Origin of the sequence: Acinetobacter modestus (genome assembly GCF_014636095.1) — a bacterium.
GTDB classification, from domain to species: domain Bacteria; phylum Pseudomonadota; class Gammaproteobacteria; order Pseudomonadales; family Moraxellaceae; genus Acinetobacter; species Acinetobacter modestus.
Genome location: NZ_BMDV01000006.1, coordinates 138,862 through 162,968, shown reverse-complemented (window position 1 = coordinate 162,968; position 24,107 = coordinate 138,862). Strand labels below are relative to the sequence as shown.

The following is a 24,107-nucleotide window of genomic DNA, read 5'->3' as shown; positions in this document are numbered from 1 at the left end:
GAGTACAAAATGTATAAAATTCTAGCTGGATTTGGATCGATTGTCCGTTCGTTGTGGATGGTGTTTAGCCATGTAACACGTAAACGTGACACGATTTTATATCCAGAAGTACCAGCTGAACAAATTGTGCCTCCACGCTTTCGTGGTCGTATCATCTTGACGCGTGATCCAGATGGTGAAGAGCGTTGTGTGGCATGTAACCTTTGTGCGGTTGCATGTCCTGTTGGCTGTATTTCATTACAAAAAGCGGAAAAAGAAGATGGACGTTGGTATCCAGAATTTTTCCGTATTAACTTTTCACGCTGCATTTTCTGCGGTATGTGTGAAGAAGCTTGTCCTACAACTGCAATTCAGATGACTCCAGATTTTGAACTTGCTGAATATGTACGCCAAGACTTGGTTTATGAAAAAGAAAACTTATTGATTTCTGGCCCAGGCAAATATCCTGACTATAACTTCTACCGTGTCACTGGTATGGCAGTAAATGGTAAGGAAAAAGGTCAAGCACAAAAAGAAAGTGCACCAGTTGATGTACGGAGCTTATTACCATGATGTGGCCATTTTATTTGATGGCACTTGTGGCCATCGTATCGACAATTCGTGTTGTGACAAATACGAATCCCGTACATGCTCTTTTAAGTTTAATCGTTTCTTTACTTGCTGTTGCTGGTATTTTCATGATCGTGGGTGCGCCTTTTGCTGGTGCACTTGAGATTATTGTTTATGCTGGTGCAATCATGGTCTTGTTCGTCTTTGTGGTCATGATGTTGAACCTTGGACAAGATACGATTGAACAAGAACGTAAATGGTTAACCTCTGATGCATGGGCATATCCTGCATTAATGAGTTTCTTATTGGGCTTGGTTTTGGTTTGGATGTTGGGTGGAGAATACACCACGATTTCTGCACCATTAGGTACAGAAATTGTAGGTCCTAAAGCAGTCGGTCAAGCATTATTTACTCACTATCTATTATTGGTAGAAGTTGCCGCGATGTTATTGCTTGCAGCCTTAGTTGCTGCATATCACCTTGGCAAACGTGAACCAAGTGCAGAAGAGGATAAAGAATAATGGGACACATCCCTTTAGAACATGGTTTGATTGTTGCAACCATCCTTTTTGCACTCGGTTTTTACGGTGTAATGGTGCGACGCAACCTATTATTTATGCTAATGAGCCTTGAAGTGATGATGAATGCTGCTGCATTGGCATTTGTTTTGGCAGGTAGTGTTTGGGCTCAACCAGATGGACAAGTGATGTTCATTTTGATCCTAACGCTTGCTGCAGCAGAGGCGTGTATTGGTCTTGCGATCGTCCTTCAGTTTTATCATCGCTTCCATCACTTGGATGTGGATGCTGCTAGTGAGATGCGCGGATGAGTACATTATATTTAACCGTTTTATTCCCGCTCATTGGTTTTATCCTGTTAGCGGCAGGGCGTAACAAACTGTCTGAAAATGTCGCTGCCATTATTGGTGTCGGTTCAGTTGGTTTATCTGCCTTATTTGCTTTAATCGCTGGCCTTGCATTTACTAGCAGTGGCCAAACCGTTTTTGTTCAACACTTATGGACGTGGTTCAGTGTTGGCGGTTTTGAGCCAGGCATCAGCTTGCACCTTGATGGTTTGTCATTATTGATGACAGGTATGATTACAGGTGTTGGTTTTCTGATTCATATCTTTGCATCATGGTATATGCGTGGTGAAGAAGATTACGCACGTTTCTTCTCTTATTTCAACCTGTTCGTTGCCAGCATGTTGTTGTTGGTACTCGGCGATAACTTGGCGTTATTGTTCTTAGGTTGGGAAGGCGTAGGTCTGTGTTCATACCTCTTGATTGGTTTCTACTACTCAAACCCTGCAAATGGTTGGGCAGCAATCAAAGCATTCACCGTAACACGTGTGGGTGATGTTTTCTTACTCATCGCATTGTTCTTGCTCTATCAACAGTTTGGTACGTTGAATACACAGTACATTGTTGAACATGCAGCGACTGTGATGACGCAAAGTTCATCATTGTCGATTTGGACAGCATTGATGTTGTTCTTAGGTGCGGCAGGTAAATCAGCGCAAATTCCATTACAAACTTGGTTAGCTGATGCGATGGCTGGTCCTACACCAGTATCTGCATTGATCCACGCTGCAACGATGGTTACAGCGGGTGTGTACTTATGCTGCCGTATGTTCTCTGTGATGGAAATGGCACCAGAAGTAATGCAATTCATCTCGATTACAGGTGCAGTAACCTTACTTGTAGCTGGTTTTGCTGCATTGGTTCAAACCGATATCAAACGTATCTTGGCTTACTCAACCATGAGTCAGCTCGGTTATATGTTTATGGCAGTGGGTGCTGAGGCGTATCAAGCTGGTTTATTCCACATGTTGGCTCACGCATTCTTCAAAGCGTTATTGTTCCTTTCTTCAGGTGCAGTGATTCTTGCATGTCATCACGAACAAAACATTTTCAAAATGGGTGGATTACGTAAAAAGATTCCATTTGTATTCTGGTGTTTCGTCATCGGTGGTGGCGCATTAGCTGCACTTCCAATTGTAACAGTTGGCTTCTTCTCTAAAGATGCGATTTTAGGTGCAGTATATGCACAGTCTACGATTGCAAACCTTCCACTTTATAATACGTTGTATTGGGTGGGTGTTGCTGGTGCATTCTTAACGTCTATCTATACCTTCCGTCTAATCTGGGTGGTATTCTTTGGCGAAGAAAAAACCCATGCACATGCCATTCATGGCGTAACTTACTGGGCACCGCTTGCAATTCTTGCGACCTTATCAACAGGTGTTGGTTATTTCTTACAAGCACCTGTTGCAAAATTATTGACTGCTGCAAGTATTCCAAGCTTTGTTGTTCCTGAAGCTTTAGAAGAAGCGGTTGCACATGCAGAACATTTAGCAAGTGGTGTTGCCCTTGTTGGTTTAGTTGTTGGTATTTTCTTATTTGCCTTTGCGTATGGTGCGGTTAAATCATTTGCTCAAACATCTTTGGGTTCTGGTTTAGCACATATTTGCCGTACCGCATTTGGTTTTGATGCTTTGTATGACATCGTTTTTGTAAAACCATATTTATTGATTGCGAAAATCTTAGGTCGTGATCCAATTGATGGTTTATGGTTAGTGCTACCTGCACTTGTGAAAGGTGGTAATAGCTTTACAAGTTCGCGTCAAACAGGTTCATTGCGTGAATACGCATCAAGCATGTCACTCGGTGTAGTGGTGTTATTGATGATCTTGATCGTGATTCAGGTTGTGGGGAAATAAAATGGAAAACAATTTAATTTTACCCGCACTGATTTTAGTTCCTTTCATTGCTGGTTTTATTTGTTGGTTGGTTGATAAATTTGACCAACACTTACCGCGCTGGATTGCCTTGATTGGTATGCTCATTACCTTTGGTTTGGGTATTGCACTATGGCAAACTGGTACATATAGCTACGAGTTGGGCGGTAAAGTCCCAACTTGGGCTGCTGAATTCCATCTCCCATGGATTCAGACTTTAGGGATTAGCATTCACTTGGCTGTGGATGGTTTATCTTTACTCATGGTTTTACTTACAGCGTTACTGGGTGTGCTTGCTGTTGGTTGTTCATGGGGTGAAATTCAAAAGAATGTTGGTTTCTTCCACTTAAACCTCCTTTGGAGTTTAGGTGGGGTTATCGGTGTATTCCTTGCAATTGACTTATTCTTGTTCTTCTTCTTCTGGGAGATGATGCTTGTACCAATCTATTTCTTGATTGCGTTATGGGGACATTCAGGATCAAATGGTCGTTCACGTGTTTATGCTGCAACTAAATTCTTCTTATATACACAAATCGCTGGTTTGATCATGTTAATCGGTATCTTAGGCTTAGTGGTCTATGGATATATGATGACAGGTATGATTGGTTTTGATTACAGCTACTTATTGGCTGTTGCAAACCACTTACCACCAGAAGTTGCCTATGCATTTATGTTGTGTTTCTTTGTTGGTTTTGCAGTTAAATTACCGGTATTCCCATTACACGGTTGGTTACCTGATGCGCATGCACAAGCACCAACAGCGGGTTCTGTGGACTTAGCGGGTATTTTGATTAAGACAGCAGCGTACGGTCTACTTCGTTTCGTAATTCCATTCTTCCCAGCAGCATCAGCTCAGTTTGCTGATATTGCAATCATTTTGGGTTTAATTGGTATTTTCTACGGTGCATTCTTAGCCTACCAACAAACAGACATGAAACGTCTGCTTGCGTATACATCTATTTCACACATGGGTTTCATTTTACTTGCAATCTATGCAGGTAATATTCTGACTTTCCAAGGTTTGATGATCATGATGTTGGCACATGGCTTGTCATCTGCTGCATTGTTCATTATGTCTGGTCAAGTGTATGAACGTTTACATACCCGTGATTTACGTTTAATGGGTGGTCTTCGTGGCCAACTGCAATACTTGCCATTTTTCCTGATGTTCTTTGTTGCAGCGCTTGTCGGTGTACCAGGTCTAGGTAACTTTATTGGTGAATTCTTGATTCTTATGGGTTCATTTAAAGCTTATCCAGCCTTCACCATTATTGCTGCAGTAAGTTTAGTATTTGCAGGTCTTTACGGTCTGATTCTGATTCACAAAGCACTTTTTGGCGAACCAAATGCTGAACAAAAGCAACACTACACGAGTCCACTGAAAGATTTATCAGTACGTGAAGTTAGTATTTTGATGATCTGTGTGATTGGTTTACTTTGGTTAGGACTTTACCCACAGACATTCTTGGATATGTCACATTCAAGTATGCAGTGGTTAGTCAATAGTTATATGCCAGTACAAGAAGTTGTCGAAACTGTTCAACAGACTGCGACTCAACTTGAACAAGTGGAGATGCGATAAACCATGAACTTCACACTTTCTTTTTCTGAGCTTATGCCACTTGCCCCAGCGATGATTGTGGCATTGACTGCAGTTGTTGTGATGTTATTGATTGCGATTAAACGTAATCATAATCTGATTGCAACAACGACAGTTGTGGGTCTAAACCTTTCTGCAATTCTAATTGCATATACCATGTTTAGTGGGCACTTTGTTCCTGCGAACGTTATGGGCATGTTTATGGTTGATCCATTTACCATGCTCTACCAATTCCTGATTTTGATTGCTGCTTTGGCTTGTAGCACGCTTTCACATGCTTACATTGAAACGTATAAAGATAATCGTGAAGAACTTTATATCTTGTTACTTTGTTCTGTAGCAGGTGCAATGCTATTGGTTGCAAGTTCTCATTACGCTGCTTTCTTCATTAGCTTAGAGTTAATGTCAATTCCTGTGTATGGTATGTTGGCTTACACGCATCAACGTAGCCAATCTTTAGAAGCGGGAATTAAGTATCTTGTACTTTCAGCAACTGCATCTGCGATGTTGTTGATGGGTATGGCATATATCTATGCGTATACAGGTTCATTGTCATTCTATGATTCTGTTCAAGCTTTGATGACTGCGATCAAGCAACCAATGGTGCTATTAGGTCTAGGTCTCATTATCTTTGCTGTTGCATTTAAGCTTTCACTTGCACCATTCCATAAATGGACGCCTGATGTGTATGCAGGTGCACCAGCACCTATGGCGACATTCTTGGCAACGGCTGCCAAAGTTGCAACGATTGGTTTATTTGTACGTTACTTATTAAGTTCTGGTGCAATCTTAGTTGAATCAATAGTGACTGTTTTGACAGTCATTGCTGTGTTATCAATTTTGGTCGGTAACTTACTTGCAGTACGTCAAGTTAACTTAAAACGCATACTTGGTTATTCATCAATTGCACACTTTGGTTACTTGTTGATTGCTTTGATTAGTATGACTTATGCAAGTTTAGGCAGTGTAACGGTTTATGTGATTACTTATGTATTTACAACAATCGGTGCATTTGGTGCAGTTGCGTTAATGTCTAGTCCATATAACAACGTTGATGAAGCACAAAGTCTTGCAGACTACCGTGGTTTGTTCTGGCGTCGTCCGATCTTGACTGCAACATTGACTGTGATGATGTTGTCATTAGCAGGGATTCCATTAACTGCAGGTTTTATTGGTAAATTCCTTGTGGTAATGGCTGCTGTAACAACTCAACATTGGTTCTTGGCTGCAATGGTCGTTGTCGGAAGTGGTATAGGCTTATACTACTATTTACGCGTGATGATCGTAATGTATATGACACCACCAGAAACACCTCGTATTGATGCTGATGCACATTGGGGAACTAAAGTTGGTGGTATCATGGTACTTGGTGCAGCATTGCTTGTATTATTACTAGGTATCTACCCAGATCCAATGATCAATTTGGCATTGAAGTCAGAAATTCTTTCTCCATTGCATTTCATGTTGTCTCAACAACAATAATGATTTGATTTGTACAAAAAAGCCTCCAAAATTTGGGGGCTTTTTTTAATGAAGAGTAAAAAAACACTCTATAATACTCAAAGATTAATATTAGTTAGGTACTCACTCGTGTCGATTCAAGAAATTCGCCATCCGCTTATTCGTCATAAACTTGGTTTATTACGCCGTTCAGACATTAGCACAAAGAACTTCCGTGAATTGGCGCAAGAAGTCACGATGTTACTCACTTATGAAGCAACTAAGGATCTTCCTGTTGTCGATCATGAAATTGATGGTTGGGCAGGTAAAGTTTCGACTCAACGTATTGCAGGTAAGAAGATTACCATTGTACCGATTCTACGTGCTGGAATTGGTATGCTTGAAGGCGTACTGAGCTTGATCCCAAGTGCCAAAGTGAGTGTCTTGGGTTTAGAACGTGATGAGGCGACTTTAGAGGTTCGTACTTACTATAAAAAATTAGTACCTGATGTTGCGAATCGCTTAGCGATGATTATTGATCCAATGCTGGCAACGGGTAATTCACTTATTGCGGCAATTGATGTGCTTAAAGCAAGTGGTTGCAAAGATATACGTGTTATGGTTTTGGTTGCTGCACCTGAAGGTGTTGCAAAAGTAGAAGCTGCGCACCCTGACGTACGTATCTATACGGCATCGATTGACCAAGGTTTGAATGAGGATGGCTATATCGTTCCAGGTCTTGGTGATGCGGGTGATAAGATATTTGGTAGTGTTCAAAAAGATTAATTTTTGAAAATATGCTTAAAACAGAGACTTAATCCAACCGTACGGTTTTCAGGGGAGGATTTAAAGTCTCTTTTTTTATATACTGAATTACAGTATTTGAAAATTAGGTGGATGTCATGAAAAAAGAATTTTATCAGGGAAAAGTTAAACAATATAATCCAGACAAAGGGTTTGGTTTTATTGCAACTGCTGAAGGCGAGATCTTTTTTCATATTTCAGATTTTCCTGCATCGGAAGGTGAGCCGAAACGAAATGAAAAAGTAAAATTTGTAGCTCTAGAAAATAATGGAAAATTTAAAGCAGTACAAATTGAACGAGTAGATCCGAATCCTGCAAAAACTAAAAAAAATAAAATATTGGCTCATAATGAATCGATTACATCAGAATTGTTATCAAACTTTCGACGTTAATCATCTAGATAAAATATGGAGAGAATTTTTGATCTCCATATTGATCTATTAAGCTCTGCAAATGAGAAAAGAAAAATATGTTTGTTGAAGGTAAAATTAAAAAATATAATTCAGAAAAAGGGTTTGGCTTTATAGCGCTTGAAGGGCAGGCAGATATCTTCTTTCATATTACCGATTTTCCCAAAGCGGGCGGTGAGCCAAAAGTTGGCGAATTACTTAAATTTCTTATTGTGCAAGATAAAGATAAATTTAAAGCAGCAAATATTGTTCGGTTAGATTTAAAGAGCTCTCATCCTTCTAGTCATTTTGCATCTAATTCTGAGATCTCTTCTAATGCAATTTTACCAAATAATCCTCAATCTAGTTCTAAAAAGAGAATGATCGTTACGGTCATTGGTTTAATGATTATTGCGGTTTTAGCAGTTCTGGTCTTTAAAAAATATCAGTCTTATCAACAGTCACAAAAATTAAAAGCAGCTCAGTTAATCGAAGAGCAAAAGAAAATAGTGATTGCCCAAAGGCAGGCATTGGGTGATTTACCTGAAGTAAAATTATCTGAAAAAACGGAGCAAGCTTTAAAAGCAATACCACCGCCAGCAGTACATCATGATCAAAAACGATTAGAACAGCAACCTGCCACCGCGCAAACCCAATTTAGTTGTGATGGGCGAACTCACTGTTCTCAAATGCGTTCGTATAAAGAGGCTGTCTTCTTTTTAAGAAATTGTCCAAATGTAAAAATGGATGGAAATAATGATGGTGAACCATGTGAGCGCCAATTTAGACATTAAAATAAAAGATCAGGCTTAAACCTGATCTTCACAAAAATGTAAAAAGGCTTTGAGTCCAGGACCTTGGTATTTTTGACGATGCACTAACATGTACAATGGGCGAGTTAATTGCCAATAAGGTGTATTAAGAATAACCAATTGACCTTTCTCCTCCAGCGGTTCGATCGCAAGTCTTGAAACACAAGACATCCCCAAACCACCAGCAACAATTTTTAAGATTGCTTCGTTATGACCGAGAGTTAAACGGATATTGGCATCTGGTAGATCTTGTAAAATCGCATTGTCAAAAACTTCACGTGTGCCTGAGCCTTCTTCACGTAAAATCCATTCAACCTCATGGAAATCTGCTGGTGTAATTGGGCGATCTAACTTTGCTAGAGGATGATCAGGTGCACAACAGACTGCAAGCTCATCATCTCGCCAATGAATACATTGTAATTGAGGCAAATGACAAGAACCTTCGATCAAGGCTAAATCAAGCTGAAATTGATTCACTGCTTCAATCATTTGGCGAGTATTGCCGACTTGTAATTGAAGATGGGCTTGAGGATGATGTTGTAAAAATTCAGCCATCAGATCAGGCATTAAATAATCACTGATCGTTAAGGTTGCACCTAAACGTAAATCAATGCTTTGCAGTTCACCTTTAGCAGCTTGTTCAAAGGATTCGCAGCGACCCAAAATTTCTAAAGCTTGAGGCAATAAAAAACGCCCCAAATCATTCAGTTGTAAACGCTTGCCTAAACGGTCAAATAAAGGCGCACCTAAGCCATCTTCTAAATCAGCTAAAGCCATACTTGCTGCACTTTGTGTCAGTCTGACAGCATCACTCGCTTTGGTTACCGTTCCTTCTTGTGCAACCGCCACGAAAACAGCCAATTGGCGTAAGGTCATGCGCATGTTAAATAGCCTTAATGTTTTGAGTATCCATCAATTATTCGATCATGCTAACATGAGCCTACTGTTTCGTGCCACGTTCAAATCATGTCAATTGAAAAATTTAGCGTAGAAAAAGTTCTATCTGTTCATCGTTGGGCTCACAATCTTTTTAGTTTCACCATGACTCGACCTGCTCATTTTAAATTTACAGCAGGGCAGTTTGCGCGAATTGGTTTAATGGTTGACGGTGAGCTAGTTGTAAGAGCTTATTCTGTTGTTTCTTCGCCCTTTGATGAAACTTTAGAATTCTTTTCAATTGTTGTTCCCGATGGTGCATTTACGTCAAATTTGCAACACCTTAAAGTCGGTGATGAACTTTATTTAGATAAAATATCTTATGGTTATTTGACTTTGGCAAGGTATCAACAACCTTTACCACAAGATCTTTGGCTATTGGGAACTGGTACTGGACTTGCACCATTTCTATGCATGTTACAAGACTTTGAAACTTGGAATAAATATAAACATATTCATTTGGTTTATAGCGTTCGCACAGAGTCCGAGTTGGCTTATGTGGAACGTATTGAAGAAATCGTAGCATCATTTGGTGAAGGGCATTCTGGATTTAAATTCATTCCAATTGTTACCCGTGATCCCCAAGCCGCATTACATGATCGACTCCCAATTTTAATTGGTAATGGTGAATTAGAAAAAGCAGCAGGATTAGCTTTGAACCCTGCAAGTAGTCATGTGATGTTGTGTGGTAATCCTCAGATGGTTGAGGATACAAAAGAGGCACTTAAACAACGAGGTTTAACGATGAATCGTCGTGGTGAAGGTAATATTGCAGTAGAGAATTATTGGTAGTCATATGGTATGGATATGTCTTAATGTACAAACATATCCATAAATTCACGGATTTCTTGAATTGCAGTATCGACATCAGTGGTTAGCCATGTCGGTTCAAAAATACCAATATAATGTTCTAAACGGTCTTGAGGAACAACAAGGCGAACAGGGCAATCTTCTTCGAGTAGGCGCCAAGGTAAAATAGGCACTTCATTGTCTAAAAAAGGTTGTACATTTCGAATATCGATAATCATTGCATTTACACAATCAGGTAAAGGCATGACGGAGAATTCTTCAGTACGACGACGGAAGTATTCTAAATCTCCCCACTTTAAGATATAGCTTGGCTTATTAAACTCAATAATTCCTATTAAATGTTCATCACGTGTGTGATGTAAAAAACATTGATGAGTAACATCCGTGTCTAAATCAAGAGAAACACTTTGTTGACTATAGGACATAAAGCAAAACATATGAGAAACGAAGCCGACTAGTATAGCTTATTTTTAGCGTATTCTAAAACCGACTATATTTTAAACAAAAAAATAAATAAAAAAAGTAGAGTTCTGCAAACACCGCAACGATAGTCCGAAGCTTTTTCACACAATGCAACATTGAGTATTGCTAAGATAAAAGCCTAACAAATAAAAGGATGAGGGCTGCTATGATGCATGATTTTAGTAAGCCACAACCTCATGTGGCAAGTAAGGAAGAAATTGCACGTAAAAGGAAATTACCAGTCTATATGTTATTAATAGTTGGAATTTTTCTGATAGCGTTGCTTGTATTTATGATCGCCGATCATTCAGCAAATCCAACTGCTCAAGTGATGATGTCAAATCTGCAGTCTGTACTTCTGAATGCTTAAATGGCTTTGACCAAAACAATTTATCTAAAAGCTCATTAGTGTGAACTAATGAGCTTTTTTGCAAAATTATGAGTGCTTTTTGTTGTATTAGTGATGCTGTTGATTGATTGAAAAATCGACAAAAACTAAGGTGATAAACATTCATAGTTTGTGTGTTTCAACATAGAACAGTGATGGGTGATTTATATCAAGATTTAAAAATACAATATAAGGATAACTCGCATGAATGAATTTTTTAATTATCCCTCGCATCGAGGGGGATTTGATGCCATGTATTACTGGGATCAATTTCATCCAATTTTTGCAGCAATTTTGATCTTACTGGTGGGTTGGATTATTGCCTTAGTCATTGCCGCAGGTGTAAAGCGGCTATTGCAAAAGCTTGATACCAATCACAAGTTATCTTCGGCAACTGGTCGTACGCCCAATATTGAAAACTTGGTTTCTAAATTGGTGTTTTGGTTTGTCATGATTCTCGCTGTGGTTGGCTCACTCAATGTTTTAAATATTAGTGGTGTAAGTGACCCGTTTAGCAATATGGTAGGACGAGTACTTGCTTATATACCAAACTTATTTGCAGCCGTTGCAGTAGGATTTATTGGTTGGATTGTGGCGCGTTTGGTACGTGCTGGATTGACCAACGTATTATCTAGAACAGAATTAGATGAAAAGCTAAGCAGTGAAGTTGGTGTTAACGCTTTAAGTAGTAATATCGCAGAAATTTTTTACTGGTTGGTTTTATTACTATTTCTACCAATTGTGCTGTCTATTTTAGGTTTAACAGGACTGCTGATTCCTGTACAAAACATGGTAAACGAAGCGATTGCTTATCTGCCTAATTTGTTTATTGCGGGTGTGATCATTTTTGTAGGTTATATTCTCGCCAAAATTGTGCGTGGTATTGTCGAGGGATTAAGTAATAGCTTGGGACTACAAACTCAAGCTGAAAAAGTAGGATTATTTAAAAACTCAAATGTATCGAAATTTTTAGGCTCATTTGTGTTTGCAATTATTGTCATCACAGCGTTGATCGTGGCATTTGAAGCATTAGGAATCCAAGCGATTTCTCAACCCGCAACAGCGATGTTGAATGAAATAATGTATGCAATTCCACAAATTATTGCAGCAGGTTTAATTCTAATCGTTGCCTATATTGTTTCTCGTTTTGTTGGACGTTTAGTCGCTGAACTGATTTCAGGGGCGGGAATTGATGAAATTCCAATGAAGCTTGATTTGCAACGATTCCTTGGGCAAACACGTGTTTCTGATGTGATAGGTTATTTGATTGTATTTTTTACCATGTTGTTTGCAATCTCTGAAGCTGCGAACCGTCTTGGCTTAGAGCAAGTAAGTGTTCTGATTGCGATGTTTATTCAGTTTGGTGCAAGTATTTTACTTGGTGCTGTAATTTTAGTTATTGGATTTTGGCTCGCGAATGTTGTGGCTAAAGTGGTACAACGCGGTGAATACAATAGTTCACGTTGGTTAGCAAACCTAGTTCGTATTTTAATTATGGGTTTAGTGATTGCGATGGGTCTAAAAGCCATGGGTATTGCGGATTCAATTGTGAATTTGGCTTTTGGTTTGACGCTTGGTTCAGTTGCAGTTGCTTTTGCCTTGGCATTTGGTTTAGGTGGTCGTCAACCTGCAGAACGCTTATTGACAGATTTATTAGATAAGGCAAAGAATGAAGCGAAACAGCCAAATCCGTTACATAAAGAAATCACACCAAGTCATTCGGTACCACCAATAACACCACCGACTCCACCTTATTCAGATGAATAGTAAAAAAATCTTTGATTTTTTGAACCAATTCGACCACTCTAAGCAGGGTGGTCGTTTTGTTTGTATAAGCATTATTGAGTTTTTATCTATATCGTGATTAGGGCATATTTTAGAAAAACGAGATCTAAAACTGAGTTTTAGGGTACATATAACTGTAGTTTAATAGGATTAATCAAAAATTTGACCTGAAAAGCAATTCATTTATAGATAAAGTATCAATAGTCTCTAAATAAAAATTCTATAGAGGAGAGTGAAATGAAGAGGCCAAATCGCGTATTTGCACCGATTATTATTGCAGGTATTACTGTAGGTTTTTTGGCGAGTGCGTACAAATTTGTTGTTGCGAAATCAAATACAGCCAAAGAAAAACCAATTGAAAATACTCAAAAAGTATCTTCTACAGAAGCTGCTAACTCTTCAGATCATCATGCTTAGTGTTATTTAGCAATCGGCTTAATTTGTTAAGTAAACTAAACAAATTGAGCCGCTGCTTGAGCCGAAGACCATGCCCATTGGAAGTTATACCCTCCCAAATGACCTGTTACATCGAGTACTTCACCGATAAAATATAAGCCTTTCTGCTTTTTACTTTCCATGGTCTTTGAAGAAACTTCGCTAGTATCTACACCACCTAACGTGACTTCAGCAGTACGATATCCTTCAGTTCCAGATGGCTTAACAGAAAAGGCGTGCAATTGATCAGCAATTTGCTCTAGTTGTAAATCGCTAAAATTGCCAATCGCAGTTTCACTTTGTTCCGCCCAAATTATTTGTTGTAGCTCAAGCACGATACTTTTCGCCGTGAATTCACTGAGCAAAGTTCTGAGCAGAACTTTGGGTTGCGACTTTTTCTTTTCCTTGAAGAATTGAACTAAATCTTGGCTCGGGAAAAAATCAATTTTAAAGCTTTCACCCACATGCCAATAATTTGAGAGCTGTAATGAACTTGGCCCACTTAGGCCTCGATGAGTAAACAACAAAGCTTCAGTAAATTGATGGCGATCATTCACCAGTGTTGCATCTAAAGCATTACCACTTAAGCGTGTTGTGACTTCTTTAAAATGGTCCGAAAAGGTGAAGGGGACTAGACCCGCACGGGTAGGATAAACATGGTGTCCAAACTGTTGTGCAAGTTCATATCCAAAACCAGAGCCTCCTAGTGTTGGAATAGATAAGCCACCAGTCGCCACAACGAGAGATTCACAGTGATAAGTACCTTGATTGGTTTCAATAATAAAACCTGAATCTGTTTGTGCTGTTACGCTTTCTACTTCGCAATGGGTCTGAATCTGAACCCGTTTCGCTTTATTGCACTCTGCAAGTAAAAGTTCAAGGATTTCTTTTGCGCCTTTGATTGTAAAGAGCTGACCGTGTTTACGCTCTTCATATTCAATACCATATTCGCAGACCAAACCAATAAAATCCCAGTTGGTGTAACGAGTGAGCGCTGAAATAACAAAGTGTGGATTTTCAGAAATATAATTTGATGGTTCAACATCTAAGTTAGTGAAATTACACTTGCCACCACCAGACATTAGAATCTTTTTGCCTACTTTATTGGCTTTTTCTAATACGACAACGGAACGTTCACGTTTACCAGCCTCTGCAGCCAACATCAAGCCGGATGCACCTGCACCTAAAACAACAACATCAACTTGATGAACCATGAGGATTACTCGGTAGACGAAAAGCGAGCGATTATAAAAGATTTAAGCGAAGTTTAGTACGGACAATTTACGAAGTTATACGGATTTATGAAGTAAATTCATTACTAAAATTTACACATTATTAGATACAAAATAGATCCAGTTTTTTAGCAAATCATGATTGGCTTAACAAAAAACATACAAAGTCTGATGTAGAATACAAATGAGAGCAAAGTCTCTTTTTAAGTTTAAACTTTGATGTTTTTCAGAAAATTAAATTGTTTTTAGTTCTGTTTTTGCGGCGGTGTCATTGATTTTATTATGGGGTGTACCTCGGTATTCTCTATTATTTTTTTAAATAGCACGTTTCTTGCAAATCCAAACTACACATTTAATGTCGGGGTGCGTTATGGTGGGTATGAAGGTTTTGCAAATATTTGATTTGTTGAAATTACAGTGTACTTATTCTACAAAAATCACGATCGCCATTTTATTGTGTATATTCAATATTTCTGTTGCAAATGCTGCTTATCAGCGTGGTTATTTAAATTTAGGTTTTGAAACTCCCGTTATTTCCACGGGAACTAATGTCTGTCGTGTTTATATTAGTAGCACACGCGTACCTGGTTGGTTAACCACACACCCATATGGAAATGAGGGCTTCAGTGGCACATGTTCAATCTCAACCAATGGTTCAGGGCAACTCATGGAAATGTGGGCTGGCTCAAGAAATATTGATGGTACCAATACAACCCCCACCAACACGATCAAAGCACGGGAAGGCAATCAATTTGTCGAATTAAACGCAGATGCTGTTTCTACTGTTTCTCAGAATATCTGTTTAGTGAATGGTGAGTCTGTATCTTGGAAATTTAGCCATAATGGGCGTAATACTGCTGACGATACGATGTTGTTGCGTGCTGGAACTCAAACGATCACAACGGTCTCGACAAGTAAAACTGGGGATGGGCAGGTTACGAGTTGCGTGTCGGGTACATGTTCTGTCTCCAGTGGTTCTGGATCAGGTGTAGGGGCGACAACGGGTTCTACAATTAAACGTTGGGCAGACTACAGTGGAACATTTACCTATACAGGCGCAACAGGACAAGTGCCGATGGGATTCCAGTCGACTTCGGGAACAAGCACCAGCGGAAATTTTTTAGATGCGATACAAATTATTGTAAAACCGATTATTGAGTTTAGTTCAGCCAATTATGTTGTACCTGAAAATGGCGGCACAGTGCAGCCACTTAAGGTTATTGTGGTCGGTGATGTACCGAGTGGTGGTATTTCATTGGTCTTTAATGTAAATGATGGCACAGCTCAATTAGGTGTCGATTATAAAATTAATGGTGGAGTTGCAAACACTTTTACCAAGACAATACCGCAAGGCAATTACGGTGCGGGCACTCCTTATGTTCTTGAAGTTCCGGTCGAAATTATAAATGATTTAGTGAATGAAGTTGACGATACATTTAATGTAACCATCAATCAAAGTAACGATTTTCATATTATGTCATCAAATGATTGCGGAGCATCTGGTAACGGTGTCGCAAACTATGTAATTAAAGATGATGATCTGCCGACAGATATGGATTTGAAAGTAGAGAAGAAACAAAGAATAGGTACTTCTGGGAGCTTTGTAGCTGATTCATTGACGATGAATTTAGGAGATACCATTCAGTATCAATTGGTCATTAGTAATAAAGGTGAAAATGCAGTCAGTGATACGAGTCGAGCAAACTTTACTGATGCAATACCAAGTAATTTCAATACACTCTCTTTGTTGAGTGCTACCAAATCAAATGGTGCAATCACATGTAATGCAAGTTTTACCGGCAATACGCTTACTGGTCAGTTTAGTGGGCCAAAAGGTGCAACTTGTACGCTGATTGTTCAAGCCAAAGCGAATTCAGCAGGGATTGTAACCAATACTGCAACAGTCAATGTACCTGCTGCCAACACTGAAATTTTTCCATCTGATAATAGTAGTAGTGTGCAAGTTGCTATTGCAAAAGCTTTAATTACACTCACAAAATCAACAATAGGTGGCTTAGGTACTTTCGGTTTTACACTGACTGGTACAAGCCAAGCTTCGGGTTCGATTACAACATTGACTCAGGGTGAAGAATATCAGGTTGATGGTGATACGACGCTGACTGGTGTGCAACCTTTTGTCGTCACAGGAACTGGTAGCATAACGATTAATGAAAGTAGTCTACCTACTGGTGGGGGATGGAGTTTAACAGGTGCCAGTTGTCGTAACACAGCGGGCAACTCTGTCGGTAGCCAATCAGGATCGGTTTATACTCTAACAGCAGCCGATATTAGCAATAATCCAAATTTAAACTGTAACTTTGTGAATACCAAAATTCCAACGGTAAAGATTCAGAAAATTTCTCAGGGAGGAACGGGAACATTCGGTTTTGCTAATACTAATTTATCCAGTAATTCCAGCAATGTTGCGACAAGTTTACAAGGATCACCCAATATTGGAACGGGGACATCGCCTGTTTTAACTGTAGTGAGTAATGCAACAGATGTCGTTATTAGAGAGTCATCGATTGCGACGGGTTATGCACTAAAATCTGCGAGTTGTATTGATTCAAATAGTTTGATTACAGGCAACATTGGTACATTTGGTAATTTCAGTACTGATAGAATCACGATTCCGTACACCTATTTAATTACTGGTGGTGCTGACATTACGTGTACTTTTATTAATAGTAAGCCTAGTTTAATTATTAAAAAGATTAGCCGTGGTGGGTTAGGTAAGTTTGATTTTACTGGCAATAATGGTATCGCAAATCATTCAATTACGACTACAATTCCAGATACTGAAACTGTGGGGGAAACACAGTATTTTACTACCCCAAATCCATCAACAGATGCTGTTATTAATGAAACAAATATTCCAACAGGTTTCCGTCTAACCAATGCAGTTTGCACAGGATTGCCAGCCAGTTCAGTTACTACGAATTATACCAATGCAACAGTTACATTAAATAAAAGTGGTATCGTTTCTGGCGCTGAAATTGTATGTACCTTAACCAATACGCTCACGACTTTAACATTGATAAAAAAATGGGATAACGCAGTCGCTGGTGATAGTGTAATCGTGAATAGTATTGGCTTGGATACCAATGCAACCACCGCAGTTTCGGTTGCTGATCAGACAGGGGAAAATAGCACCACTGGAACACCTGTTATGCTTATGCCGAATATGATTGGTAAAACTGCAACGATTCTTGAGTCATTTAGTAAAGGTGATGCTGCAGATTATAATAGTAGTTTACTTTGCACAGGCAACAACATCGCACTGAATGGTTTTAAGCTAACGATTCACAATGATGATGCTGCAATTATTTGTACTTTAACCAATAGGCGAAAAAAACTGGTCCTGATTACAGGGCGTATTTTTAACGATAATGGCGGAACGACCAATAATATCTTGAGTAATGCTTATAATGCCGTACAAGATGCAAATGAAATCAGCATTGCAGGGAGTCGTCTCAAACTTGCTAATTGTGCTGGTCTTGAGCTTAATTTTGTGACGATCAGTAATAGTAATGGAGAATATAGTTTTAAAGTTGAGGACAGCGTTCTAACCAACCCATTTTGTATCGTACAAACAAATTTGTCCGAATATAGTTCTGTCAGCGGGGCGAGTCCAACCGGAAGTTATAACCGAAGTACGGATACGATTTCACTCCCTAAAACAACAGCAACCAGTTATCCAAATAATAATTTTGGTGATGCAAATCTGAATATCGTACTGACTGAAGACGGGCAACATACCATAGCTTCTGGAGACGTCACAGATTATCCACATCGTCTCAATTCACAAGCTCCAATACAAATCACACAGTTCAATCAGTTGTCTACCCAACAACCCAACAGTGGTAATGACCAAGTTTGGCAAGCTTTGGTTTATAAAGATACTAACTGTAATGGGAATGTGGATAGCGGTGAAACCATATTTAATCCAACCGTAGCGAATCCATATACATTACAACCCAATGTAGATCTTTGTTTGGTTCAACGTGTTCATTCACCTACAAATGTCATGGCAGGTGCACAGCATGTTTCGACCTTAGAGGCAAGTTATAGTGTGATCTTGGCAAATCCAACACAGACAATTACGGGTCAATCGATTAAACGACAAGATGTCACATTGATTGGTAAAGCGGGTCTTAGCTTAACTAAAAAGGTACGCGCAGTTGCAAGTTGTCCTTCAACGTCGGCTGATCAAAATCAATTTGCTGTAATGAATCAAGCAAATAAGGTCGACCATTTAGAGTATGAAATCACCTATAAAAATAATAGTACGAAGCTGCTGAATAATGTGAAAATTAAGGATAGTTTACCTATAGCCACCAGTTTCGGTAGTATGAGTTGTAATTCAACACCGAATGGTAATAGTTGTAATATCAATCATGTCGGAGATGCATTGGAGTGGAATTTAACTGGCGTATTAAATCCCACAGCGACAGGAACGGTGAGGTTTTGTGTAAATCAATAACATCAATCTAGATTGAATGATAAAAATGATTTTGATGATTTATGTTTTTAAACGGCCTTGTAGCCCACCTGTATGAATTGCCAAAATCTTTGTATTTGCTGGAAAGTGGTTCTGTTGAATTAAATCGAACAACCCCATCATCATCTTAGAGGTATAAACCTGTTCTAAAGGAATTGCATATTGCTGTTCAAATTGCTGCATAAATTGTAGTAGTTCATCAGTAGTTTTCGCATACCCCCCACAACAATAGGCATCGGTTAATGTCCAATTGGTTTTAGTGGTCCACTGTTGAATATCGTGTTGTAAAAAATTCCCCTTTAATGCAGAAAAACCCACTATCTGTTGTTGATTTGAACTACTTTCAATCAGTCCTGCAATTGTTCCACCAGTTCCAACGGCACAGCAAATGACATCATAATTCTTTCGGTCATCTTCACTCAAAATTTCCTGTGTTCCTTGCAGAGCAAGTGCATTCGTTCCACCTTCTGGAATGATAAAGGCTTGAGAGTATTGCTGCTGTAGTTGTTGTAAATACTCAACATCATGGCGTAGCCGATATTCGGCTCGGCTGACAAAATGCAGTTGCATACCAAAATCTTGTGCTGTTTGTAGGGTAGGATTTAAGTCTTGAGTCGCAAGTTCTTCACCACGAATGATGCCAATACTTTGAAAGCAAAAGCGTTGAGCTGCATAAGCCGTTGCTGCAATATGATTGGAGAATGCACCACCAAACGTTAGTACTTGCGACAAACCTTGTTGTTGTGCAGCGAGGAAGTTGTATTTCAGCTTAAAAAATTTATTGCCCGAAATTTGAGGATGAATTAGATCCAAACGCTTAATGGTTAATTGAACCGAACTGCTAAGCGCTAATGTTTGATAGGGTATGGGAAAAGCAATGTGATCAAACATTTTCGAACAAGGGAAATGAATTTGATCACATTGTAAATGGATTTGGTTGAGAATGTCAGTCTTGCATTAGGAGTCAGTATCTACAGAGCTAATCACAGACATACCTGGTCGTAATTTTTCAATGCCTTTTTGATTTGGATCAATCGCAATACGGACAGAAATCCGTTGTACCACTTTGGTGAAATTACCTGTCGCATTGTCAGGTTTGAGTACACTAAATTCTGAACCTGCGGCAGGGGAAATCTGCTCAACATGCCCCGTAAATTTCTGATGATTCATGGCATCAACAGTGAAGTACGCTTTTTGCCCAATTTTCATGTTGGCGATTTGGGTTTCTTTAAAGTTGGCAATGACCCATGTTTGTTTTGGAATCAAATAAAGTAATTGTGTTCCTGCCGCTACATATTGACCTACACGAGGGTTGACCTCACCCAATTGCCCATCGAATGGCGCGACAATAGTACTGTAGTCTTTGGTTGTATTGGCTTGGTCAAGTTGTGCTTGCGCGCTATTGACTTGTGCTTTTAAGCCAGATTGTGCCACTTGTGCCGTTTTTAACGATTCTTGTGCCACTAAAATATTGGCTTCAGCTTGCTTGAGTAAAGCGTGATTATTTTGTACATCTGCTGCTGCTTTATCTTGTTCAGATTTTGAAGCAGCACCACTATCTCCAAGTTGTTGATAGCGTTTTAACTGTGCAACGGATAAGTCATATTGTGCTTTCACCTGATCCAGCTTGGCTTGTGCTGCCACAACATCAGCCTGACGTTGAGCAATCGCTTGGGTTTGATTAGCAAGACTGTTTTCAGCCTGCTCTACCCCTGATGCTGCCTGTGTCACTTTCTGGTCATAGGTGGTGGCATCAATATGCATCAACACTTGACTTTGTTTGACTTGATCAAAGTCTTTGACCAACACGTCTTTAACATAGCCATTGATTTGTGAGGACAGAATCGTGGTTTTACCTTTTACATAGCTATTGTCGGTTTGTTCAACGGCTGTATGAAAGGGACCAATGCGCCATGCCCATAAGATAATGGTAATGCCAACTATTAGTACCAATAACATCCACCAGAGGGTCGAGCGTTTGGTTTTAATCAGTTTACTCGTCGGTGGTGGAGGTGGTGGCAATTGTGCGGTAGGCGCTTTTACCACTTGAGTACTCTCATTTTGTTTCACATCTGAAGCGTTATCGCTGTCAGGTTTATCTTGTTCGGACATAATCTTTTCTCAATCTAATACGATGGTACTAACTGGCTGTTTGCAAACTTTTTCGAGTTTTGTATTTATTCCGTACATATTTGAATAAGCCCCAAAGTAGTAAAACCACTGCAAAAATGCCATTTAATGCAATTACATCGTTATAGGCTCGGACTTGGGCTTCACGGGTTACTAATTTATTCAGATTCTGCAAGGCTTGGTTGTTTTGCAAAACAGGATCATTGCTGTTGAGCATGGCACTATGTTGATAGGTTTGTAAGCGTTGTGCGACGATGGGGTCGGTAGGGTCGAGACTGCTGTTGATTTCTACTTTATAGTCATAGGTATGGCGTTGCTGATAGGTGTTAAAGAAGGAAGAACCGACTAAACCACCAAAGTTTTGCGTTGCTGAAAACAATACAATAAAGGTCACTACATATTGAGGACCACGTTGTAAAGTTCGCATAAAGCCCATGAGTAACAGTGGACCGATAAATACGCCGCCTGCAAAGCTGACTAAAAATTGACTACGATAGAAATTGGCAGGGCGAACGTCACTGGTGAGGTGATAATCTAAGGCGCAGGCAATTAAAATTAAGATTTCAGCGAGAAATAAATTCAGAATGAGGCGTTCACGGTGAAATGTGAGCGCACTAAAGACTGAGCCTGCAATGGTGCCACAGAAAATTACGACATAGAGTGGGACAAACTGATCGGGTCCCATACCTATGGTTTTTAGAAAATTGACAGCAGCATAACTTTGTTCTGACATTAACAAACGTAAGGCAAAGGCGCTGACCACAAAACTGAGTAAATCGCCCGCTGCTAACCAACGCGTCATGATCAATGGATTAGCACGATAATGTTCGTAAGTAAGACCAAAAACAATCAAACAAAAACCCACAATTAAGGTATAGGCCAACCAAGGACTATCAAACCACCAATGAATTGGCCCCTGGGTTAATACAATACACAAACATGCAAAACCGGGAGCGAGCAAAGCAAAAGTGAAGAAGTCCTGCTTTTCAAAAACCTGTAAACGCAAGCTTCGAGGAAGCTTCAAGGCAACCACCATCGCTAAACAACAGATTGCTAAGCCCAGTTCAAAGGTATAAATCACATCCCACTGATTGGCACTCAGCAAGAAAGGGGAAACAATCCACGCTAAGGGTAGACCAAGCTGTTGGAATCCGAATGCTAAATAAATTCCTTTGGCCATATCGGCTTTACCAAAAGCTTGCATTGTGTAATACATACCCAATGAGCTAAGTGGTGCAGCTGCTAAGCCAGCGATGAAACGAACAAACAATGCCATTTCATAGGTTTTGACAAAAATGTGTAAGATCAATACGCCAATAAAAACCAATAGACCAATTTCTGAAAATAGGCGCAAACCATATTGTTGACGAGCTTTAAATAAAATCAGGTTAGAACTAACATTCGCCATCACATAAGCCGCAGGTAACCAAGCAGCTTGAGAAGGGGTTAGACCATATTCACCTTGGAAAATGGGCAAATTCGCAACGATAAAGCCATTACTTAAACTTGCAGCAATACAAATAAACAGCCCAATAAAAAAATAGGCGAAGCGTTTTGGTTTAGCGTGTGCGATTGCTGCGGGCGAGCCAGGTAAGGTTGGACGCTCATCCGCAGACCAATCAGGAGGAGTTTCAAGATAGCGAGGGCTTTTATCCATGTTATTCCTCGAACTAAACTTTAATGCCGTTTAATAATAATTCTATTGCACGTTGTGCTAAGCGAATTTGATCAGAACGATGATGTCCCTGAAATGAAGATCCTAAAATCGCCGTAATCATGCCAAAATCTTGTGGAGTGAGGTCATGACGACAGAGTCGATGTTCAATTGCTTGATCAATCAATGGTTGCAAAGCTTTATCACGTCTTTCATAAATGTTTAGCATGATTGGGTCTTGTCGATCAATAATGCGCCAGTAATCAATCAATACAACCAAATGCGGGAGTTGTTCAACGTGGCCTTCGATTAGACGAATAAAACCATCATTGAGTCCTTGTAAGGCTTGAGCGCGTTGCTCTAAACGAGTCATTGCTTGTTCAAGTAAAGCCAGCATCAATGCCTTTCGATCTGCAAAGTTGCGATAAAAGGTCGCACGACCAACGCCTGCATGATCAATAATGGTTTGTAATGGGACGTGAACACCGTGTGTTCTAAAGACTTCCTCTGCTGCGTTGAGGAGTTCGTCACGATTATGCGCTGCCAATTGCTGACGTTTTGCCATGACTCAAATTCTTGAAAGATCGAATGTGAATTAAACGGACATTTTTGTCCGAAGTAAATCTTAAGCAGCTTATATTTTGTTTAATTTAAGTAAAATACATGTGATATGGTGTTCTGATAAGACTTTATAACGTCAAAATAAGCATCAATTGAGACTAAACACAAAATAAAAGGTGAACAATGCAGAGCTTTATACAGCGTTTTGCGAGAGGGATTAGACATCGACCATACCTATCCGCAACCTTTAGTTTAGGTCTCGTGCTTTATGCAGTTTTGCATTTTTTCACCCATTGGCAATGGGCAACTTGTTTACAAATAGGCTGGAATATTGCCATTTGGTTATATTTATTTCTGACCTTAAAAATGATGTGGCGCTTAGATGCCGTACATATTTTACAAAGAGCCAAACAACAAGATGCAGGCAAATGGGCCATTCTAAATGTCGTGTTGATTGCGATTGTGATTTGTTTTATTTCGATTGTGGTGCAATTGAGTCATGTCCCAAAAGACCAAACTTTTTTAAAAGCATTTCTGATTTTATTGACCATCGGGACTATTTTTTCAACATGGCTGTTGCTGCATACTTTATTTGCGATTCACTACGCGCATGATTATTATCTTGCCAAAAGTCAGCAAAAGGATCCGGGTTTAGATTTTCCAAAAACTGATCAACCTGATTATCTCGATTTTATTTATTTTAGTTATATTATTGGAACTTCTGCACAAACGGCAGATGTTTCTATTACCAGTTCTGAATTGAGGCATCTCAATATTTTTCATTGTGTTTTGGCTTTTATTTTTAATACTATGATTTTAGCCATCGCTATTAATGTAGCAGCCAGTTTAATTGGATTATAATTGATAACTTTTTTTTATT

General features: G+C 39.4%; 22 protein-coding genes. 15 read left to right on the top strand and 7 right to left on the bottom strand.

What is annotated here, in order from left to right; translation table 11 throughout:
- Positions 1-9 precede the first annotated feature (9 nt).
- The 9 genes from nuoI (at position 10) to IEV17_RS13770 (ending at position 8,315) form a co-directional block, all read left to right on the top strand.
- The gene (nuoI, locus tag IEV17_RS13810) at positions 10-552 is read left to right on the top strand and encodes an NADH-quinone oxidoreductase subunit NuoI (RefSeq protein ID WP_004663751.1); all 543 of its coding nucleotides are present in this window, start codon (positions 10-12) and stop codon (positions 550-552) included.
- On the top strand, positions 552-1,070 hold the full coding sequence (gene nuoJ / locus IEV17_RS13805; protein ID WP_171062459.1) for an NADH-quinone oxidoreductase subunit J: 519 nt from the start codon (positions 552-554) through the stop codon (positions 1,068-1,070). Before nuoI ends, nuoJ begins: the two co-directional genes overlap by 1 nt.
- The gene (gene nuoK / locus IEV17_RS13800) at positions 1,070-1,378 is read left to right on the top strand and encodes an NADH-quinone oxidoreductase subunit NuoK (protein ID WP_004638057.1); all 309 of its coding nucleotides are present in this window, start codon (positions 1,070-1,072) and stop codon (positions 1,376-1,378) included. The genes nuoJ and nuoK overlap by 1 nt, the downstream gene beginning before the upstream one ends.
- Positions 1,375-3,270: an NADH-quinone oxidoreductase subunit L gene (gene nuoL, locus IEV17_RS13795; RefSeq protein WP_004663747.1), complete on the top strand. Its 1,896-nt coding sequence runs from the start codon at positions 1,375-1,377 to the stop codon at positions 3,268-3,270. The genes nuoK and nuoL overlap by 4 nt, the downstream gene beginning before the upstream one ends.
- A gap of 1 nt (position 3,271) precedes the next feature.
- Positions 3,272-4,870 carry an NADH-quinone oxidoreductase subunit M gene (gene nuoM / locus IEV17_RS13790; RefSeq protein WP_004663744.1) on the top strand — a complete coding sequence of 533 codons (1,599 nt, stop codon included), beginning with the start codon at positions 3,272-3,274 and terminating at the stop codon, positions 4,868-4,870.
- Positions 4,871-4,873: 3 nt separating this feature from the next.
- Positions 4,874-6,370, top strand: a complete 1,497-nt coding sequence (gene nuoN / locus IEV17_RS13785; protein WP_004663743.1) for an NADH-quinone oxidoreductase subunit NuoN — start codon at positions 4,874-4,876, stop codon at positions 6,368-6,370.
- Positions 6,371-6,478: 108 nt separating this feature from the next.
- The gene (upp, locus tag IEV17_RS13780; RefSeq protein WP_004663741.1) at positions 6,479-7,114 is read left to right on the top strand and encodes a uracil phosphoribosyltransferase; all 636 of its coding nucleotides are present in this window, start codon (positions 6,479-6,481) and stop codon (positions 7,112-7,114) included.
- Between the two features lie 116 nt (positions 7,115-7,230).
- The gene (locus tag IEV17_RS13775) at positions 7,231-7,524 is read left to right on the top strand and encodes a cold shock domain-containing protein (RefSeq protein ID WP_004663739.1); all 294 of its coding nucleotides are present in this window, start codon (positions 7,231-7,233) and stop codon (positions 7,522-7,524) included.
- Between the two features lie 77 nt (positions 7,525-7,601).
- Entirely contained in the window at positions 7,602-8,315 is a 714-nt protein-coding gene (locus IEV17_RS13770; protein ID WP_004663738.1) for a cold shock domain-containing protein, read from the top strand.
- 15 nt (positions 8,316-8,330) lie between these two features.
- Here the strand turns inward: IEV17_RS13770 and gigC are convergent, their stop codons facing one another.
- A complete protein-coding gene (gene gigC, locus IEV17_RS13765) occupies positions 8,331-9,215 on the bottom strand; it encodes a LysR family transcriptional regulator GigC (RefSeq protein ID WP_004663735.1) in 885 nt (294 codons plus the stop codon).
- Between the two features lie 84 nt (positions 9,216-9,299).
- Here gigC and IEV17_RS13760 point away from each other — a divergent pair, with 84 nt between their 5' ends.
- Entirely contained in the window at positions 9,300-10,061 is a 762-nt protein-coding gene (locus IEV17_RS13760; RefSeq protein ID WP_004663733.1) for a ferredoxin--NADP reductase, read from the top strand.
- A gap of 20 nt (positions 10,062-10,081) precedes the next feature.
- Here the strand turns inward: IEV17_RS13760 and IEV17_RS13755 are convergent, their stop codons facing one another.
- Positions 10,082-10,504: a hypothetical protein gene (locus tag IEV17_RS13755; RefSeq protein ID WP_005218098.1), complete on the bottom strand. Its 423-nt coding sequence runs from the start codon at positions 10,502-10,504 to the stop codon at positions 10,082-10,084.
- 206 nt (positions 10,505-10,710) lie between these two features.
- On the opposite strand from IEV17_RS13755, the gene IEV17_RS13750 reads away from it, so the two are divergent.
- From IEV17_RS13750 to IEV17_RS13740, 3 genes are all read left to right on the top strand, one after another.
- The gene (locus tag IEV17_RS13750; RefSeq protein WP_034601857.1) at positions 10,711-10,911 is read left to right on the top strand and encodes a hypothetical protein; all 201 of its coding nucleotides are present in this window, start codon (positions 10,711-10,713) and stop codon (positions 10,909-10,911) included.
- 222 nt (positions 10,912-11,133) lie between these two features.
- The gene (locus IEV17_RS13745; RefSeq protein WP_004663727.1) at positions 11,134-12,696 is read left to right on the top strand and encodes a mechanosensitive ion channel; all 1,563 of its coding nucleotides are present in this window, start codon (positions 11,134-11,136) and stop codon (positions 12,694-12,696) included.
- 255 nt (positions 12,697-12,951) lie between these two features.
- Positions 12,952-13,131 (top strand): hypothetical protein, encoded by a 180-nt coding sequence (locus IEV17_RS13740; RefSeq protein WP_004663725.1) that lies wholly within the window; start codon positions 12,952-12,954, stop codon positions 13,129-13,131.
- Between the two features lie 35 nt (positions 13,132-13,166).
- Here IEV17_RS13740 and IEV17_RS13735 read toward each other — a convergent pair whose 3' ends face one another.
- The gene (locus tag IEV17_RS13735; RefSeq protein WP_004663724.1) at positions 13,167-14,363 is read right to left on the bottom strand and encodes a BaiN/RdsA family NAD(P)/FAD-dependent oxidoreductase; all 1,197 of its coding nucleotides are present in this window, start codon (positions 14,361-14,363) and stop codon (positions 13,167-13,169) included.
- A gap of 388 nt (positions 14,364-14,751) precedes the next feature.
- Here IEV17_RS13735 and IEV17_RS13730 point away from each other — a divergent pair, with 388 nt between their 5' ends.
- Positions 14,752-18,864, top strand: a complete 4,113-nt coding sequence (locus tag IEV17_RS13730) for a prealbumin-like fold domain-containing protein (protein WP_004663723.1) — start codon at positions 14,752-14,754, stop codon at positions 18,862-18,864.
- Positions 18,865-18,903: 39 nt separating this feature from the next.
- Here the strand turns inward: IEV17_RS13730 and IEV17_RS13725 are convergent, their stop codons facing one another.
- The 4 genes from IEV17_RS13725 to IEV17_RS13710 all read right to left on the bottom strand — a co-directional run bounded on the left by IEV17_RS13725 (position 18,904) and on the right by IEV17_RS13710 (position 23,231).
- Entirely contained in the window at positions 18,904-19,773 is an 870-nt protein-coding gene (locus IEV17_RS13725) for a 1-aminocyclopropane-1-carboxylate deaminase/D-cysteine desulfhydrase (RefSeq protein ID WP_004663721.1), read from the bottom strand.
- Positions 19,774-19,839: 66 nt separating this feature from the next.
- Positions 19,840-20,997 carry an HlyD family secretion protein gene (locus IEV17_RS13720; protein ID WP_427832719.1) on the bottom strand — a complete coding sequence of 386 codons (1,158 nt, stop codon included), beginning with the start codon at positions 20,995-20,997 and terminating at the stop codon, positions 19,840-19,842.
- Positions 20,998-21,022: 25 nt separating this feature from the next.
- Positions 21,023-22,669: an MFS transporter gene (locus IEV17_RS13715; protein ID WP_004663716.1), complete on the bottom strand. Its 1,647-nt coding sequence runs from the start codon at positions 22,667-22,669 to the stop codon at positions 21,023-21,025.
- A 13-nt stretch (positions 22,670-22,682) separates the two neighbouring features.
- On the bottom strand, positions 22,683-23,231 hold the full coding sequence (locus IEV17_RS13710) for a TetR/AcrR family transcriptional regulator (protein ID WP_004663715.1): 549 nt from the start codon (positions 23,229-23,231) through the stop codon (positions 22,683-22,685).
- Positions 23,232-23,410: 179 nt separating this feature from the next.
- Between IEV17_RS13710 and IEV17_RS13705 the strand changes: the two genes are divergently transcribed.
- Positions 23,411-24,088, top strand: coding sequence for a DUF1345 domain-containing protein (locus tag IEV17_RS13705; protein ID WP_004663713.1), 678 nt, complete (start codon positions 23,411-23,413; stop codon positions 24,086-24,088).
- Positions 24,089-24,107 lie beyond the last annotated feature (19 nt).